This is a genomic window from Paenibacillus xylanilyticus (assembly GCF_009664365.1).
Classification (GTDB): Bacteria; Bacillota; Bacilli; order Paenibacillales; family Paenibacillaceae; genus Paenibacillus; species Paenibacillus xylanilyticus_A.
The window spans coordinates 598,480-614,047 of record NZ_CP044310.1 but is presented as its reverse complement, the minus strand read 5'-3'; the positions used below and the strand labels follow the sequence as shown (position 1 = coordinate 614,047).

Annotated in this window: 16 protein-coding genes and 1 riboswitch; of the genes, 5 read left to right on the top strand and 11 right to left on the bottom strand. The window is 50.6% G+C overall.

What is annotated here, in order from left to right; genetic code table 11:
- Positions 1-64: 64 nt before the first annotated feature.
- Both F4V51_RS02880 and F4V51_RS02875 read right to left on the bottom strand, forming a co-directional pair.
- Positions 65-1,426, bottom strand: coding sequence for a nucleobase:cation symporter-2 family protein (locus F4V51_RS02880; RefSeq protein ID WP_153976775.1), 1,362 nt, complete (start codon positions 1,424-1,426; stop codon positions 65-67).
- A gap of 1 nt (position 1,427) precedes the next feature.
- Positions 1,428-2,015: a xanthine phosphoribosyltransferase gene (locus F4V51_RS02875; protein WP_153976774.1), complete on the bottom strand. Its 588-nt coding sequence runs from the start codon at positions 2,013-2,015 to the stop codon at positions 1,428-1,430.
- Between the two features lie 251 nt (positions 2,016-2,266).
- Positions 2,267-2,366: riboswitch (purine riboswitch) on the bottom strand.
- A gap of 244 nt (positions 2,367-2,610) precedes the next feature.
- Between F4V51_RS02875 and mscL the strand changes: the two genes are divergently transcribed.
- Positions 2,611-3,105 carry a large conductance mechanosensitive channel protein MscL gene (gene mscL / locus F4V51_RS02870; protein ID WP_095291881.1) on the top strand — a complete coding sequence of 165 codons (495 nt, stop codon included), beginning with the start codon at positions 2,611-2,613 and terminating at the stop codon, positions 3,103-3,105.
- 152 nt (positions 3,106-3,257) lie between these two features.
- Here mscL and F4V51_RS02865 read toward each other — a convergent pair whose 3' ends face one another.
- The gene (locus F4V51_RS02865; RefSeq protein WP_095291879.1) at positions 3,258-3,560 is read right to left on the bottom strand and encodes a hypothetical protein; all 303 of its coding nucleotides are present in this window, start codon (positions 3,558-3,560) and stop codon (positions 3,258-3,260) included.
- An 80-nt stretch (positions 3,561-3,640) separates the two neighbouring features.
- On the opposite strand from F4V51_RS02865, the gene F4V51_RS02860 reads away from it, so the two are divergent.
- Positions 3,641-4,300, top strand: coding sequence for an NUDIX hydrolase (locus F4V51_RS02860; protein WP_153976773.1), 660 nt, complete (start codon positions 3,641-3,643; stop codon positions 4,298-4,300).
- A gap of 240 nt (positions 4,301-4,540) precedes the next feature.
- Here the strand turns inward: F4V51_RS02860 and F4V51_RS02855 are convergent, their stop codons facing one another.
- A complete protein-coding gene (locus tag F4V51_RS02855) occupies positions 4,541-5,344 on the bottom strand; it encodes a TrmB family transcriptional regulator (protein ID WP_153976772.1) in 804 nt (267 codons plus the stop codon).
- A 67-nt stretch (positions 5,345-5,411) separates the two neighbouring features.
- Positions 5,412-6,206: a zinc ribbon domain-containing protein gene (locus F4V51_RS02850; protein WP_153976771.1), complete on the bottom strand. Its 795-nt coding sequence runs from the start codon at positions 6,204-6,206 to the stop codon at positions 5,412-5,414.
- A 338-nt stretch (positions 6,207-6,544) separates the two neighbouring features.
- On the opposite strand from F4V51_RS02850, the gene F4V51_RS02845 reads away from it, so the two are divergent.
- Both F4V51_RS02845 and F4V51_RS02840 read left to right on the top strand, forming a co-directional pair.
- On the top strand, positions 6,545-9,121 hold the full coding sequence (locus F4V51_RS02845) for a UvrD-helicase domain-containing protein (RefSeq protein WP_153976770.1): 2,577 nt from the start codon (positions 6,545-6,547) through the stop codon (positions 9,119-9,121).
- 203 nt (positions 9,122-9,324) lie between these two features.
- Positions 9,325-9,693 carry a hypothetical protein gene (locus F4V51_RS02840; RefSeq protein WP_153976769.1) on the top strand — a complete coding sequence of 123 codons (369 nt, stop codon included), beginning with the start codon at positions 9,325-9,327 and terminating at the stop codon, positions 9,691-9,693.
- An 86-nt stretch (positions 9,694-9,779) separates the two neighbouring features.
- Here F4V51_RS02840 and F4V51_RS02835 read toward each other — a convergent pair whose 3' ends face one another.
- The gene (locus F4V51_RS02835) at positions 9,780-10,850 is read right to left on the bottom strand and encodes a Gfo/Idh/MocA family protein (protein ID WP_153976768.1); all 1,071 of its coding nucleotides are present in this window, start codon (positions 10,848-10,850) and stop codon (positions 9,780-9,782) included.
- A gap of 41 nt (positions 10,851-10,891) precedes the next feature.
- Entirely contained in the window at positions 10,892-11,368 is a 477-nt protein-coding gene (locus tag F4V51_RS02830; protein WP_153976767.1) for a GNAT family N-acetyltransferase, read from the bottom strand.
- Positions 11,369-11,647: 279 nt separating this feature from the next.
- On the opposite strand from F4V51_RS02830, the gene F4V51_RS02825 reads away from it, so the two are divergent.
- Positions 11,648-12,724 carry a copper amine oxidase N-terminal domain-containing protein gene (locus F4V51_RS02825; RefSeq protein ID WP_153976766.1) on the top strand — a complete coding sequence of 359 codons (1,077 nt, stop codon included), beginning with the start codon at positions 11,648-11,650 and terminating at the stop codon, positions 12,722-12,724.
- 134 nt (positions 12,725-12,858) lie between these two features.
- Here the strand turns inward: F4V51_RS02825 and F4V51_RS02820 are convergent, their stop codons facing one another.
- From F4V51_RS02820 to F4V51_RS02805, 4 genes are all read right to left on the bottom strand, one after another.
- Positions 12,859-13,260 (bottom strand): RidA family protein, encoded by a 402-nt coding sequence (locus tag F4V51_RS02820; protein ID WP_153976765.1) that lies wholly within the window; start codon positions 13,258-13,260, stop codon positions 12,859-12,861.
- A 219-nt stretch (positions 13,261-13,479) separates the two neighbouring features.
- Positions 13,480-14,445: a M15 family metallopeptidase gene (locus F4V51_RS02815; RefSeq protein ID WP_153976764.1), complete on the bottom strand. Its 966-nt coding sequence runs from the start codon at positions 14,443-14,445 to the stop codon at positions 13,480-13,482.
- A 157-nt stretch (positions 14,446-14,602) separates the two neighbouring features.
- A complete protein-coding gene (locus F4V51_RS02810; RefSeq protein ID WP_153976763.1) occupies positions 14,603-14,743 on the bottom strand; it encodes a hypothetical protein in 141 nt (46 codons plus the stop codon).
- A 22-nt stretch (positions 14,744-14,765) separates the two neighbouring features.
- Positions 14,766-15,533: a hypothetical protein gene (locus F4V51_RS02805; RefSeq protein ID WP_153976762.1), complete on the bottom strand. Its 768-nt coding sequence runs from the start codon at positions 15,531-15,533 to the stop codon at positions 14,766-14,768.
- Between the last annotated feature and the right edge of the window lie 35 nt (positions 15,534-15,568).

The window sequence follows — 15,568 nt, the reverse complement described above, 5'->3', positions numbered from 1 at the left end:
ACTTATTCATCTTGTGAGTTAACATAGCATCCATTCCGGATACTACCTAACCAGATCTACATATTTATGCTGTTTTCTCCGTCTCTCCAAGAATCGCATCTGCCTGCTTCTCAGCCATTTTCGCAGCTGTCGCCTTGGTTCCGAGACCATTAAACAGCAAATTCATGAAGATCGCGGTAAAGCTGCCGGCAATGATTCCGTTACCCAGCATAATTTGTGCCCAGTCCGGTGCACCCGCGAACAGTTCAGGCACAACGGTAACTCCCAAGCCCATGCCTACGGAACAAGCGATAATAAACAGGTTCTCATGCCGATTCAGATCGACCTGGCTGCCAATGATGCGAATACCGGATGAAACCACCATCCCGAATAGCGCAACCATCGCTCCGCCCAATACAGAACCGGGTACAAGCTGTGCGAGTGCTGCAATTTTCGGTACGAATCCGATCACAACCAGCAAGCCGCCTGCTACCACAATGACATCCCGAGTTTTAACACGGGTCATCTGTACAAGCCCTACATTTTGAGAATAGGTGGTATATGGAAACGAGTTGAAAATGCCTCCAAGTACGATTGCGAGCCCTTCCGCTCGATACCCCCGAGCCAAATCCTTGGAGGACAGATCCTTATCCAATATTTTGCCAAGAGCCATAAATACGCCTGTCGATTCAGCTACGCTCACAATGGCCACCAGAATCATCGTCAAGATAGGAACAATCTCAAACGTTGGCGTACCAAAGTAAAATGGCTTCACCATATGGAACCAGCTTGCTTCACGAATCGGGGCAAAATTAACCTCACCCATGAACCCGGCTGCTACCGTACCGGCAAGAAGACCGACCAGAACGGCGATTGAACGGATAAATCCTATCGTGAAACGAGTCATAAGAATAATAAACACCAATACACCGAAGCCGAGTAGCAGATTCGTCCCGCTTCCGAAGTCTTCCGATCCCTGACCGCCTCCCAGATCTCTGAATGCTACAGGAATCAGTGTCAGACCAATAATGGTCACGACCGAGCCTGTCACAACCGGCGGAAACAGACGGATCAGTTTGCCGAACAGCCCCGAGAATAACACTACAAAAATCCCTGACGCAATGACCGCCCCGTAAATGGCAGACACCCCGCTGTTCAGACCAATCAGGATCATTGGAGATACCGCCTGGAACGCACAGCCGAGCATAACGGGCAGTCCAACTCCAAAATATCGATTCCCCCATACTTGAAGGAGTGTTGCTACACCACAGGCAAGCAGGTCAATCGCAATAAGATACGTCAGCTGTTCCTGAGTGAAGCCTAATGCATTACTAACAATAAGTGGTACAACTACCGCACCCGCGTACATCGCAAGGACATGCTGCAGACCAAGCGAGAACGTTTTGATAGGATGCCGGTGCCGCTGAAAAATGCGCTCGCGTGCCATATTAGTTCAAGCCCTCCTCATCCGCAAATGTGACCTGTCCATCCGACAGGGCCCCAATGCGAACCAGCGATTCCACGCGGTATCCTGCTTCTTGAAGCAAGCGGCCTCCCGGCTGGAATGCCTTCTCAATGACGATTCCGATACCGACCACTTCTGCTCCGACCTGCTCAACGATGCGCGCCAGACCAAAGGCCGCCTCACCATTTGCCAGAAAATCATCAATGATCAGCACACGATCACCAGGCTGCATGAATTTCTTGGCTACCGTAATTTCATTCGTTTCCTGCTTCGTAAATGAGTACACCTTCTCAACCAGAATGTCTTCTGTGAGTGTGAGCGACTTCTGCTTCCGTGCAAAAATCAACGGCACATTCAGTTCCAGTGCAGTCATGATCCCCGGTGCAATCCCGGACGATTCTATGGTAAGCACCCGCGTAATGTTCTCTCCGTCGAACCGGCGGATGAATTCCTTGCCCACTTCCTTCATGAGAACCGGGTCCATCTGGTGATTCAGGAATGAATCCACTTTGAGTACTTGCTCAGACAGGACAATCCCTTCCTGTCTTACTTTGTCTTTTAACAATTGCATTGAGATTCTTCCCCCTGTGTGCCCTCTATACAGGCAGCCAGCATGTCCATCTCCGACGATAAAAAGCAAAAAGCCCGCCTTTTCACACGCTGCGGAAAAACCGGAGACGGGAAAAGACGGACTTGTACTTATCAGGACAAGCCGTATAAAATGCTGCATGTGCGCATGGATATAATGAACATCCATATGGGGAACCACCCTAGGCTTACATCTTCTTTTGTCACTAACTGAAGAGGTTGCCCAACCATAGCGATCATGCAGATCTTTCCCGTAGTCCGATCATTCCGGTGATCGGGTAGAGACATGCAGGCCTATTCCTGCACATATACGAGTAACGGCATATTCAATTCATTTTTGACTCCAAGATTCGTTACAATATATGATCGCGAACCTGAATATAAAAGTGTAAACGTAACTGACAATGTTAGAAGTATACCGAATCAGCGGCGTGAAATAAAGAAGTATTTTCATGGAAATTGTGAAAACATGTCTTAATCTGTAGACAGGGGGTGATTGGAGCGTGTTTTTTTTGTACAATATGATAACGGATGCGCGGCCTACACTATGAATTTATTGGTTAAAGGAGATTGCAGAGATGAAAGGCATACTTAAGGAATTTAAGGAATTCGCCGTACGCGGCAACGTGATTGACCTGGCAGTCGGTGTCATCATCGGGGCTGCTTTTGGTAAAATCGTCACATCCCTCGTGAATGATATCATCATGCCCCCTGTCGGAAAGCTGCTTGGAGGCATTGATTTCAGTCAGAAAATCATTAATCTCGATCGGGATATGACTACTGCGAGCGGTCAGGAAATTACAACATTGGCTCAAGCCAATGAGGCAGGCGCTACAGTCATCGCCTACGGGCAATTTATCAACATCCTCATTGATTTCCTCATTGTTGCATTTTGCATTTTCATGCTCGTCAAGGGCGTCAATTATATTAAAAGCAAAGAGCACAAAAAGCCCGAGCCGAAAAAAACAACCAAGGCTTGCAAGTACTGTCTATCCGAAATACCGGCTGCAGCGACCCGCTGTTCACACTGTACTTCAGAGCTGGAGGCAGAAGGCAGCGGCGCTCCCGCATAATCAACAGGTTTACTCCTGTTCAGACCCTTTTTATGTAAGGAAACCGCTCCGACATGAAAGGTCTCACCCTAGAGGTGGGGCCTTTTTTTATTATGACCAAGAGCAAATGAAGGCTGCAGAAACTTATCCTCTCTTATTACATTCCTTATGGACTAGAATCGGCGTGGCAGCAAATGCTCCAGAATCGACTTCAGATCCTTATCTTCCTTGTATACTTCTTCCCCGGTATCAAGTTCAGTTACCCGAATATATTCAAAGTTGGCCGAAGCATCTACGGGTTTAAACAGCAATTGCGCTTCATCTTCGAGACGTACGTTGAATCCCATATCCTTAAACATGGTCGTCAGCTGGTTGTTGGCCGGTTCCTGACCTTGCCCGACAAAAATAAGTCCTCTTAGACTTTTACGTTCCTGTGGTTGCGGATAGATAACCTGAAAGTGTACAATGCATTCCATACGTTCGTTCCCCTTTCATTTAAAAACATACTTTGTGAAATTTTGAACTTTAAAACTTGCTATATAAGGAGATACGTATCATGACCCCAGAACGTTTCGACATTTATGATGATCAGCAAAATTGGATCGGCACAGAGCTCCGCAGTGTGGTGCATGCCAAAGGCTATTGGCACCGTTCATTCCACTGCTGGATCGTGCGTGACGACGTTCATCAGCGGATGGTTCTTTTTCAGCGTCGCCGTGATATCAAGGATACCTTCCCGGGTAGTTACGACATTACAGCAGCGGGACATCTCACTGCGGGTGAGCAGCTTGAGGAGGCAAGTCGTGAACTGGAGGAAGAACTGGGCGTACATGCTCCATTTGAATCCCTGTCTTACCTGTTCACTGCCAAGCAGCAGCTGCAAGGCGAGGTTCGAGGTGTACCATTTATGGACCGGGAATTTAGCTCGGTATACGGCCTATGTCTCAACCAGCCACTCGAGGCTTACACCCTGCAATCCAGTGAAGTGCACAGCCTATATGAAGCACCACTGCATGATCTGCTTGCCTTGTTTCGTGGTGAAACGGATACGATTCAGGCCACTGGAGTACATGCGGAACAGACTTCAACCCTGGATTCTTCGCTTCCCGCTCCGGAACGTCATACTCGCACAATCCATGCTTCGGAGTTCGTGCCCCATGGGACAGAGTATTACACTGGCGTACTCGAAGCTCTATATGATGTTCCCAAAGGCTGATTCATCATTTATTCAAAATCGAGTCCTGTACTTATAACTCCAGTTTCTCAAAATTGGTATGACTTCATACCTTAACTCTAACTCAATAGGACAGCGGTGCCGTGATGAACATCACTGACTTACTTCAAAACACAAAACAGGCGTCTGCCTTCATGGCAGCGCCTGCTCTGTTATAGTCTTCGATTGTACTGATATTTGCTCTGTTCCAGCGAACCAGGTGAGATCCTCAGCATCCTTTACTCAGCCCTGATCTCCTGCCGCAGGAACAGACCAATAACGTGCGGACAGCTGTTCAAAGCGGCGTCCATAGCGGGACTCCAGCTCCTCACCCATATCCTGTTCCAGCTCGTATAGTACCAATTCCTGTGCAAAATGATTGAGCAGCAATCCTGTCATGACGGGATGTTCTGTTACAACAGCTTGAGTTGCACAGGATTCCCCGCGCATCCCCAGCATGCACCAGCGCCGATCAACGACAATGGAGAACTTTCTCCCGTTTCCTTTACCGTACAGAGGATTCCCGGGCCATGGTGCAGGCTGATCCAATATCCCCTCGCCACCATCACATGACCATAACAGCCTAACTTCCCGATCCTCTGCCTTTTTCAGGAGATCATGCAGCAATTCGGCTTCCTCACGCCAAATGTCCACGACAATCTCATGCTTGGCTTCAGCCAGTTCACGGCTAAGGTTATCGAATACGTTTTTATCACCTTCGATATTGTAAAAGACCGGCTTCTCAGGTTCATGCTGTGGCATGCTGCTCTGCACATACTCAAGAGAAGCACGCATCTGCCCGGAGATCATTTGAGTCATCTCCTCAGGCTTCAGCACACTGTACTTCGCAGGTTCTCCGGCACTGCAGCGCAGAAATCCGCGCTGAGAGAGCCGCTGCAAGGTGGAATACACATTGGAACGGGACACGCCCAGGCGCTTCGCAACCTCATAGCCGGAGGCTGAACCTTGGCGCGCGAGTTCCACCATAATTTTGGATTCCATCTCGGTAAACCCAAGATGATTCAGATGATGCAGCAGTTGGTCCATATTCCCGTCCCCCCATGCTGTCAGCAACCACACTGCCCTATCTTACTGCGGCAGTGGTCCTACTGCATCAGATCTGTTCCGCACCACAGCGTGGGCACCATTTGGAGCCTTTGGGCAGCTCGGATGCACAAATCTGGCATTTCACCATCTCCCGTGGTACTTCAGTCTGTACGTCAACCGTGTTGACGATCGGATTATTCTCTTTCCAGTAACGGATACGTTCATCGAGTTCCTGCTGCCTTTCCCGTTCGCGCAGCATCTCTTCTTCCCGGCGGCGTTCCCATTCTGCATCAAACGCCTCCTTCTCCTCCTGCGTGAATTCGGCACTGTTGAATTCCGATTCGGTCTCCAGATCTGCGATGGATGGGATTACCGTATGATAGGGTTCAGTTTCATCCACTTCGTCTTCCATTGTTGTCGTTTCCTCATAGAAAGGGCGTTCCGCACTTTGAGCCACAGCCGCTTCTTGCCGCACAGATGCCGGACCTGTACTTGAAGGAGTGGATCTGAATTCACCCAGTTTACGTCCACATTTCGGACAGAAGTTGGCATCCAGTGAAGCAACGTGGCCGCATTCACACAGCCGCTCATTTTTGAGTTCGGCAATTTTGCTGCGCAAACCATCAATTTCATCCTGCAGTTCATCGCACAGGTGTGACAGATCAACCATTTCTTTTTCGGCGCGCGTCATATCCTGTGCACGGTAACCCTCATAGAAGATGCGACCCATATCTGTAAAATGGACTTCCTGTTCCTGCTGCAAGCCCACGATTTGATTGTTTAATTTCCCAATCTCAACAGCATGCTGTGCACGCTCTGTTGCTTTGTTCGCTCCGTTCTTGATTCGTTGAAGCAATTTCATGACATCTCCTCCTCTGTCCCGTCAGACGTTGAACTCTTCTGGTTCAACTGCAATTTGTTCTTTAAATTTTCAATTTTCATAGTATATAACTTATACGATATCATGCCAAAAAGTTGCGCATACGCCCGTGGTGCCCGTTTTCTGCCGATGCTGGATGAATTCGGGGGCTTTCGTCAGGACCATACGTTCGGGTATAATGAAGCTTTGGCCCGACATAACCGCCGATGTAGGCGACTAACTCTATCATACCAATTTACATTGTGATTGTGAAAAGGGCAAATGGTTTACTTTTAAGCGGGATAGTCCTATCCCTGAATGCATACAGAGGTGGATGAAACATGTTAAGTCCGAACTCAACGTTCTACGCCCGTCCGCTCGGTGTTACTCCGGCGGCATCCCTGCCCCAGTCCCCGTCTGCTCCGCTGGAGACCAGCCGGCAGCTCGTGGGCGATGACCATCAGGATGCGCCTTATTTCCGCTCACTGGAAGAGGCAGGCATCCGTCTGAACGGGCCACAAATATCAGCCGTACGTCACGGCAAAGGTCCCCTGCTTACACTCGCCGGAGCCGGGTGCGGCAAAACGACCGTACTGGCGGCCAGAGCCGGTTATCTCATGGAAGTCAGCGGCGTTCATGCAGGCAGTATCCTGCTCGTGACATTTACCAACAAGGCCGCTGCCGAGATGAAAGACCGGATCGCATCATTGCCAGGTATTCGTCCTGCAGCTGCACGAGCGGTACAGGCTCGCACATTCCATTCCTTCGCCCTGACACTGCTGCGTCATTACGGCATCCAGGAAGAAATCTTTGGGGAACCACGTGCCCAGCATACCGTTATTAAAATGCTTCTGCGGCAATACGGCATGAGTGAGGCCTTCCAACCCGAAAGTCTGCTGTCCATGCTGTCTGCATGGAAGATGCAGGGCTCCGAAACGACCGACCTCCCCGAGAAATCGCAGGAGGAACGTGATGCCAAACGGGTCCTCCTCGGTTACGAGAACTGGAAACGAGAGCGTAACAAGATGGATTTCGACGATATCTTGCTGCGGGCTGCAGCCCTGCTTCGTGATCCCGCCGTGCTGAAGCCGCTTCAGCAGCGTTTTCAGTACATCATGGTCGATGAGTTCCAAGATACGAATAAACTGCAGTATGAAATTGTGCAAAAGCTCGCTTCGGCCCATTGCAACCTGATGGTTGTGGGTGACGATGACCAGACGATCTATACGTTCAATGGAGCACGCCAGGAATCCATTCTTGAATTCGATAAAGTTTACCCCGGAGCACGTATCGTGACGCTGGATATCAATTACCGCAGTGATGCACGCATCCTCGGACTTGGCAGTGAACTTGTCGCCCGCAACAAGCGGAGACGGGATAAAAGGCTGCGTGCAGCCGGTCATCGCGGAGACGCACCACGCTTCGCCACGCCTTCGAACGCAGAGGAGGAAGCAGCCTGGGTCGTGAATCAGATCTGTCTGCAGGTTGAGGAAGGATTGCACACCTATCGCGATATTGCGATCCTGCACCGAACAGCCAGCAGCAGCCGGGCCGTGTTTGAGCAGCTGGTATTAAAAGATGTGCCGTTTGTTCAGCATGGGGCTTCCCCGGTATTCTACGACCAGTCCCTCATCAGGCCCCTGATGGATCATATGCGCCTATCCCTGAATCCACGCGCTGTAGATGCTCTCCCAAGTGCACTTGGACCACTCTACGTATCCCGTGATGCCGGGCTTGAGTGGATTCAGCGCAGCGAACAGCAGCAAGCCAAAAAGTATCCGCTGATCCATCTGGCCAAATGGGACAAGCTCAAGCCTTTCCAACAGGAACAGGTCAAGGAACGCATCAAGCTGATCAAGTCGCTGCACAAAATGAAACCGGTCATCGCCATCCAGGAGATGCGCCGCCAGTTTTACGACAAATATATGGAAAGCGGCGATCCGAGCATCTTCACCCACTACAAGGAAACGATGCTGGAGACACTGGACGAATTCGAAGCCGCAGCCAAAAAGTTCGAAACGGTAGAAGCATTTATAGAGTTTGCCGATGAGCTCTCCCGCAGACACCGTGAAATGGAATCCCTGCGCCGCTCCCAGGACAGCGATGCAGTGCAGCTGATGACCATCCACCGGGCTAAGGGACTTGAATTCCCATGCGTATACTGGATCGGTGCCAGCGAGGGCATTGTGCCTCACAGTACAGCCCTGCGCCAGGATATCCCTGAAGATCAAAAGGCAGCTCTTGCAGTTCAACAGACCGATACGGAGCTGGATATGGCTCTAGAAGAAGAACGACGGCTCGCTTATGTTGCGATTACAAGGGCGAAAAAGTACTTATACGTCACTTCTCCGGCCAGTCATCATGGGAAACCGGCAGACGTATCCCGCTTTTTGCTCGAAGCCTTCGGGCTTGAGGTTCCAGACAAACGTAAAGAGCGCGACGATAGCCGAACAGGCCATTCAGCTTCGTATGGCAAAGGCAATGGACAATCTGCCCGCTCTGGTACTCGTTCCGAGGGCCGTGATGTGGTACATCGTCGTGCAATCAGCTACAGCGATCGTGACCATGACGTTCACAATGAACGTGACGAGGATCGCCTCAGTGAACGTCGTGGTAGCGGACAGATTCGCAACCATAAGGCGTTCAGCACGACAGGTATTCGTCAGGGAAGTCAGGTTGCCCCGGCTTCATCCGGTTCAGGATCTTCGTACTCAGGACGTTCTGAACGCACAGAGACGGTAGCGATCTGGAAATGCAGTTCATCTACCTGTAAGGCATGGCTTCGTCAGAAACCCGCTGTACCTACTGCAAAAGCAGCTAAACGGGCTGCAGCCGGACCGCCGCCATGCCCCCTGTGTTCAGGATCCATGGAAGCTGGAACACGCGAGGTGCCTGTAACAGGACGGGCAGGGCGATAAGCTGCTACTTAAGCGGCATGAAATCTAGATAAATGATTTTTTCGAACAGGGGCGGTTGGAAGGCAAAGGGAATGGATGGGGGATCGTAAACGAGCACTCTTATGAATAGGCACGGTTGAACGGCTGTGCTCGTTTCAGGGCGCTTACTGCTGTTTATTAACAGTAGAAGCGTCTTTTTTCCATTTTAGAATGGAGGTTGGATTATGCAGGACAGTAAAACGCATTATTTTGTATCCGTAACCCATAACCTCATTGAGCAGACTCAGAATGAATCAACACCATTTGAAGTCGTGGTGGATGATGAACAGTTAAATCGGCTGAAAGACTTGATGAAAGTGCTGGAGGACGACGATACCTATACGCTGCAGCGCGCGCCTGTACCCTACAAATCAGCAGATCATGACGAAGCAACCAAACAGTTTTCGGATGGTATGACCTTGCTGTACAGTTTCCTGTATGACCACGGAACTCCTGATACCCAGCAAGCGATTGAGAGCATGAATGTGCTGCCAAGGCTGCAGGATACGGACTACGATGACCCCGGGTATGAGAACTCTCCAATGAACAAATGACACGGTCAAAAGCATGCGATGCCGCACGGTGCGGACCCGCATGCTTTTGTGTGATCGGAACCCTCCATCAAACGGTGCAAATAAAATTAATCCAGACGAATCTCCTGCCCTTTCTCAGCAGATTCATAGATTGCGCATAACATCTTGGTTGAAGCTACCCCGTCTGCAATCGGGCTGATTGGTCCGGTTCCGTTTAAGCAGCAGTCTACAAAGTGATCAATCTGATTCTGGAATGCACTATGAATATGCAGCCCCGTATGATCTGTCTGCGGCTCGATATTCAGGATGGTGTTGTGTTTTTCCGTAACAATCAATGTCTCAGGTTCGAGCTCGAAGCCGCCGCGTTCACCGTACAATTTGACATAGGACTCCTCCCCGCGAGCATGCAAAGTAAAACTTACATCCACAGCAAGCGAAGCTCCATTCTCGAAGCGAATCAGTGCGTTAGCCATATCTTCTACGTTATTCACGGCAGAACTGTAATCCGCTGCTTTGTAGAACGAGAGGTCTTCGATATGAGCACGATTACCCAGCTTCCGATAGGTGTTCCCACTTACCGTTACAGGTTTCGGCCGGCCCATGAGATACCAGCATTGGTCGATGATATGTACGCCCAGATCAATCAGAGGACCTCCGCCAGAGCGGTTCTTATCCGCGAACCAGCCTCCAGGATTGCCCAGACGGCGAAGTATGGATGCCTTGGCATAATACAATTGACCAAACTCACCTGCATCGATAAATTTCCGCAGCATCTGCATATTGTTGTCGTAGCGCCGCACAAATCCAACGATGAAGGTACAGCCGCTTTTTTTCACGGCCTCCTCAATTCGTAATGCATCTTCCACATTCGTTGCCACAGGCTTCTCTAGCAGCACATGCTTGCCCGCCTCCAGGGCTGCAATGGCAAATTCGGCATGCGTATTGTTCCATGTACAGATGCTGACTGCATCCACATGAGGGTCCTTTAGCATTTCCCTGTAATCGGTGTAGACCGACTGTGCATCATATTTCTGAGCTGCGGCTGTTGCGCGCTGTTCGTTCAGATCACAGATGGCATAAATGATAGCGTTCTCGTTTTTGGCATAACACCTCATATGCAGATCCGAGATGGATCCGGTGCCGATCATTCCGATGTGCAGCATTTTACTTGTACTCATCTTCGTCCTCCCTTCCTTTTTCCGGAAGCTTCATGATCTCTCTAGTCTGCCCGCAGCATGCCTTTGTAAATACCCGGTGTAGAATTTTCGATCTTCACGGCACCCAGCGTCCGGGCATAAAAATCCACTGGTCCTGCCGATCCAATTATCGCATAGCCATATCCATCTGCCTTCATGGCGTGCATGCAAGCGAGCAATAGAGCTGTGCCTACACCTTTGCCCCGCGCCTCCTGGCTCACTCCTGTTGGACCGAAGAAGTTGCGGCATGTCGCTTCATAACAGGCGAATCCTATTATTTTCCCGTGTTCGAGGGCAATATAACAGGATATGGGCTGGCGTGCAAAGGAGACATCACACTCATCCACCCAAGGCTGGCTAAAATGCGATCTGACCCAATCCAGCACAAGCTGTTTCTCCGGGGCAATGGCTCTTCGGATTACGATTGAGGACTGCTCCAGTCTTTTCAATCCACTCTCCTGCTCCGGCAAATTATAGAGCGCTACCAACATATCACTCATCTGATCCATTCCTCTCCTCATTGAATGTTATGGCGTTTTTTTCAAACTTCCAAGCGAACAGAACAGAGCAAAGGTTGTACCACTCATCTGAAATTAACCGTATCCCGCTGCCTGTAACCCGGAAATTCTCACATTGGACAAATAATAATCTGACACGCCATTTACATGACTCATCGTTCAGCTGCAACACTTGGACGGTTTGTTCCGTCTATAAGAATGAACGCGGCCCTAATTAGGAGTTTACCGCGAACTATCTAAGATTAGAAGGGAAGATCAACAATGAACAACAACATGAAAAAAGTAAGTGCCCTAATGGTCCTGTCCATGGCCCTAAGTGGAGGAGCGGCATACGCTGCGACACTGGATACTACCCAGTCCAGTAGTCCAACCTCCGTAGCTGTAGATAGTGCATTGTCTAAATCCGTAAACGTAACTGTCAACGGCACAGCGATCACGGATGGTTATTGGAACAAAGATGGCAAGGAAGCCATGATTGCACTGCGCGATCTTACGGATGCACTCGGCATTGAGCTGAAGTGGAATAAGAAGAATAAGTCGGCCGAGTTAACCAAAGGAAACTTCTGGACACTAGTTATGGCAGACAAAGATCAATATTCGTTCAATAAAATGCTGATTACTTTGGGAACAGCACCTCAAATCACCGATGGCAAGTTGTTCGTACCAGCTTCATTTGCAGAACAGGTGCTACATACCCAGGTAACAACAACCGGCAATCAAGTTACGATTTCCAGTGAAGAGGACGTGAAAAACGTTACTGAGCGCGGCGTCATTACAGGAATTAACCCGGATACCAAATATCCATCCATTCATATTGGTGGCGCGGGCACTGAAGGTCTGGTGCTTAATCTGGGTGAGGATACCGTTATCAAATCTGCTGACGGCAAGGAGATTGCACTTACCGATCTGACGATTGGCATGACTGTAGAAGCTGTACACGCACCAATCATGACCATGAGTCTTCCACCGCAAACACCGACCTATGCCGTAACTGTTGTGGATACTGTTGCTAAGGAATCCGTTACGAAATCGGAAGATGTTCTGGGTACTTCGGGTACCATTGAAAATGTAAGAACTACCAAGGATCAAGGGACCCAGATCGAGATCTCTGGCTCCCGCCTGACCGAAACATCGCCTGACCATGTCATCCTCAACATTTCGGAAGATACCAAGCTGGTCAATCAAAAAGGTGAGGCCATCAAAGCAGAGGAACTGACGAAAGACGCAAAAGTCATTGGATTCTATAGTCCAATGCTGACTCGCAGCCTGCCTCCAATCGGGAATGCATGGAAAGTGGTCGTGGATACTTCGGGTGCAGAGATTGTACCATTTCAATAAGCAGAGTTATCACAGGTTTATTAAATTAGACCGATTAAACCTATAACGTTCCTATTGAAAAATAACCTTACCCGGTCTGTTCTTTTACAGACATGGGATAAGGTTATTTTCCGTTCTTGCTATGTAGCCTTTGTTTATTCAGCTTCTGGATCATTTTCAATTATGGCTTCTGCTTCAATCTCGACCATTAACAGCGGATCAATGAGTGCACTTACCTCAACCATGGTGGCTACAGGCTGGATCTGCCCAAAGAATTCGCCATGGGCCTTGCCTACTTCCTCCCAGCGGGAGATATCCGTCACGAACATGCGGGTTCTAATCACGTCCGACAAGTCTGCACCTAGTTCATTGAGCGCCTTCTCAATCGTCTGCAAAACAAATCTGGTCTGAGCGTATGGATCACCCGCTCCCACGACAACACCGTCCTGCATGGCTGTCGTTCCTGCTACCTCTATCCGGTTTCCTACCCGGATGGCCCGGCAATACCCCACAAGTGGTTCCCATGGTGAACCGGTAAATACCTGCTGTTTACTCATTGTGTCCTCCCTCACTCTGCTTGTCATTTCCCTCGATAATCTCTGCATTATAACAGGCCGAGCTCAATCTGAATACCAAAAATTAGGTAATTGGAAGTTATAAATACACGAAAAAAAATCCCGTGTACGTAACCAGCCGCTATGCGACCAGCCACGTTTACAGGACTTTTGTTTTATTAAGACATCCAAGTACAAATCTAAATACGTTGTACGTCCGACTTACAGTTTAATATTGGCCTCATCAAAGTATTCTTCAAGGGTCAACCCGCTTTTCGCAATATCGGGTGCCAGATCGGTTCCGACATATCGGATGTGCCAAGGCTCGTAGACGTAACCCGTAATGTCTTCCTCACCCTTAAGATAGCGGATAACGAAGCCATAGTCTGCAGCATGTTCTGCCAGCCACTCGCCTTCCTTGGAGGTGCCAAACACTTCTTCCAGGGCATTACCTACACTCGGGCTGGATACGTCGATCGCAAGACCCGTCTGATGTTCACTTCTGCCCGGCTTAGAGCTCACACGATCTGTATATTCTTGTCCTTTGGTCTGCACATTGTTGTTATAGATGGAAACCTGGCGTTCATATGAACGGTATCCAGACACCGCGCGCAGCTCGATGCCGTCCGCCTCAGCTCCTGCAAACAGCTTCTCCAGCGCTTCTGCAGCTTCCTTCCGCATGTGGCGCTTCTCGTGAGGACCATCGAAGGAAAATGGCACATTCGGCTCTACCAAATCGTCTGGCTCATAGCCTTCCGGCAGACTGCGCTGCTTGTTCACGATAACCGTCATGGACTCTGCATTGGTAACAACGGATTGGCTGTCAATCGTATTTTGCATCGCACTGATGCTTCGCTTCTCCATCAGAGGGTCACCCGCAGCTGTCCCATTGCCAGCATCTGAAGGGTCCTGCTCTTCATCCGCAGAAGCATTGCCGGAATCCCCGTTCTCACCAGATGACGGCTGATCTGTCTCGCTGCCGTTTGTCTTGTCGCCGTCATCCCCTGTGTCCTCGGTTAAATGAACGGTCGTTCCGTCCGTTTCCTGCTGCGTATTGCCTGCAGCGTTCAGATCCTGACTTTCCTCAGATCCAGAGCCATCCTGGCAGGCGGACAGCAATGCTCCGCATATCATAAGCGAGGACAGCAATACCGCGATATGGCGCTGTCTTCCTGTTCGTGATTTCATCTAAAAAAACTCCTATCGCAATATAAAGTATGAAAAAAATAAAATACGCTCCGGGGCATTTCATCCCCTGCGACAGTATACATCAAATTGCAGTGAAGCTCCACCGCACCAAGCTTACTGGCAGGGAATAGCCATCATGTGAAAAGGGTCGCACGGCTTATAGGGCCATTTTTCGGACTTTTAGGGCATCATCCCAACGTTTAATCAGCAGATCCAGATTAAAGCCCGGATTGATATCCTTTCCAATCTTGCCGCCATAAGGCCATCTTACACAGACAAATAAGCGAGGGTGATCCAAGATCTCCCCCGCTTCATGCCTGTTATGATTTGGTTGCCGGGCTGTCCTTCTTCTTCTGGACAGCCTGCCAGATCCGCGCTGCTACACGCTCGCGGATCATGGTCAGACCTGCTGCTACGGGTACTCCCGGAAGCAGCGCGGCCAGTTCCGGCGTTGCCGGGGGCTTGCCCGGCTGCGCCAGCTGCACCTGCACCGCGCCGAAGCCGGGGCCTGGCTGGTGCATGGCGCCGTCTGCGGCAGCCTCGGCGATCCACTCGCCGACGGCAGCGCCGCCTTCGCCGCCCCGCGCCTGCGGGCGGCCCGCCGTTTCCGCTGCGCGGCCCGCGCTGCTTGGATCATGGGCCAGTTCCTCTGCCCATGATCCAAGCACGCCGGCAAGCAGCGCTTCGCGCGGCAGGCCGGCGTGCGCGAGCTGCAGCAGCGGCTCGGCCGCGAAGCGCGCAGCGATGGCGTGCTCCGCAGCCGCAGCATGCGCGCAGTCTGCGCGGCCGCAGGTGCAGGCCGCAGCAGCCGGCGCTGCGGGCAGCAGCCCCGCGAGCTCCGCCGGGGCAGGGCCGCCGCGCAGCAGCGCGTACAGGGCCAGCGGCCGTTGGCGCAACTGGGCCAGCACGGCCTCGCGAGCCTCTTCGCTGAGCTGCGGCAGCGTACCTGTTACCGTGAACAGGCTGGCAGCTGTTCCTGCCTGTTCCGCGGCTGCTGATGCGTTCTGACGCACTTCAGCAGCATGACTTACCTCTGCTGTCCATCCACCGGGGGACATATGCAGCTCCACATTCCACTTTTCGCTCATAACCTTCCCCCTTCTCATATGATCACCGACTAGTA

Coding starts and splice junctions, on each gene's coding strand:
- F4V51_RS02815 (WP_153976764.1), bottom strand. CDS start 14,445: ATGAAATCACGAACAGGAAGACAGCGCCATATCGCGGTATTGCTGTCC.
- F4V51_RS02855 (WP_153976772.1), bottom strand. CDS start 5,344: ATGGACCAACTGCTGCATCATCTGAATCATCTTGGGTTTACCGAGATG.
- F4V51_RS02860 (WP_153976773.1), top strand. CDS start 3,641: ATGACCCCAGAACGTTTCGACATTTATGATGATCAGCAAAATTGGATC.
- F4V51_RS02805 (WP_153976762.1), bottom strand. CDS start 15,533: ATGAGCGAAAAGTGGAATGTGGAGCTGCATATGTCCCCCGGTGGATGG.
- mscL (WP_095291881.1), top strand. CDS start 2,611: ATGAAAGGCATACTTAAGGAATTTAAGGAATTCGCCGTACGCGGCAAC.
- F4V51_RS02820 (WP_153976765.1), bottom strand. CDS start 13,260: ATGAGTAAACAGCAGGTATTTACCGGTTCACCATGGGAACCACTTGTG.
- F4V51_RS02840 (WP_153976769.1), top strand. CDS start 9,325: ATGCAGGACAGTAAAACGCATTATTTTGTATCCGTAACCCATAACCTC.
- F4V51_RS02865 (WP_095291879.1), bottom strand. CDS start 3,560: ATGGAATGCATTGTACACTTTCAGGTTATCTATCCGCAACCACAGGAA.
- F4V51_RS02825 (WP_153976766.1), top strand. CDS start 11,648: ATGAACAACAACATGAAAAAAGTAAGTGCCCTAATGGTCCTGTCCATG.
- F4V51_RS02845 (WP_153976770.1), top strand. CDS start 6,545: ATGTTAAGTCCGAACTCAACGTTCTACGCCCGTCCGCTCGGTGTTACT.
- F4V51_RS02880 (WP_153976775.1), bottom strand. CDS start 1,426: ATGGCACGCGAGCGCATTTTTCAGCGGCACCGGCATCCTATCAAAACG.
- F4V51_RS02850 (WP_153976771.1), bottom strand. CDS start 6,206: ATGAAATTGCTTCAACGAATCAAGAACGGAGCGAACAAAGCAACAGAG.
- F4V51_RS02875 (WP_153976774.1), bottom strand. CDS start 2,015: ATGCAATTGTTAAAAGACAAAGTAAGACAGGAAGGGATTGTCCTGTCT.
- F4V51_RS02835 (WP_153976768.1), bottom strand. CDS start 10,850: ATGAGTACAAGTAAAATGCTGCACATCGGAATGATCGGCACCGGATCC.
- F4V51_RS02830 (WP_153976767.1), bottom strand. CDS start 11,368: ATGAGTGATATGTTGGTAGCGCTCTATAATTTGCCGGAGCAGGAGAGT.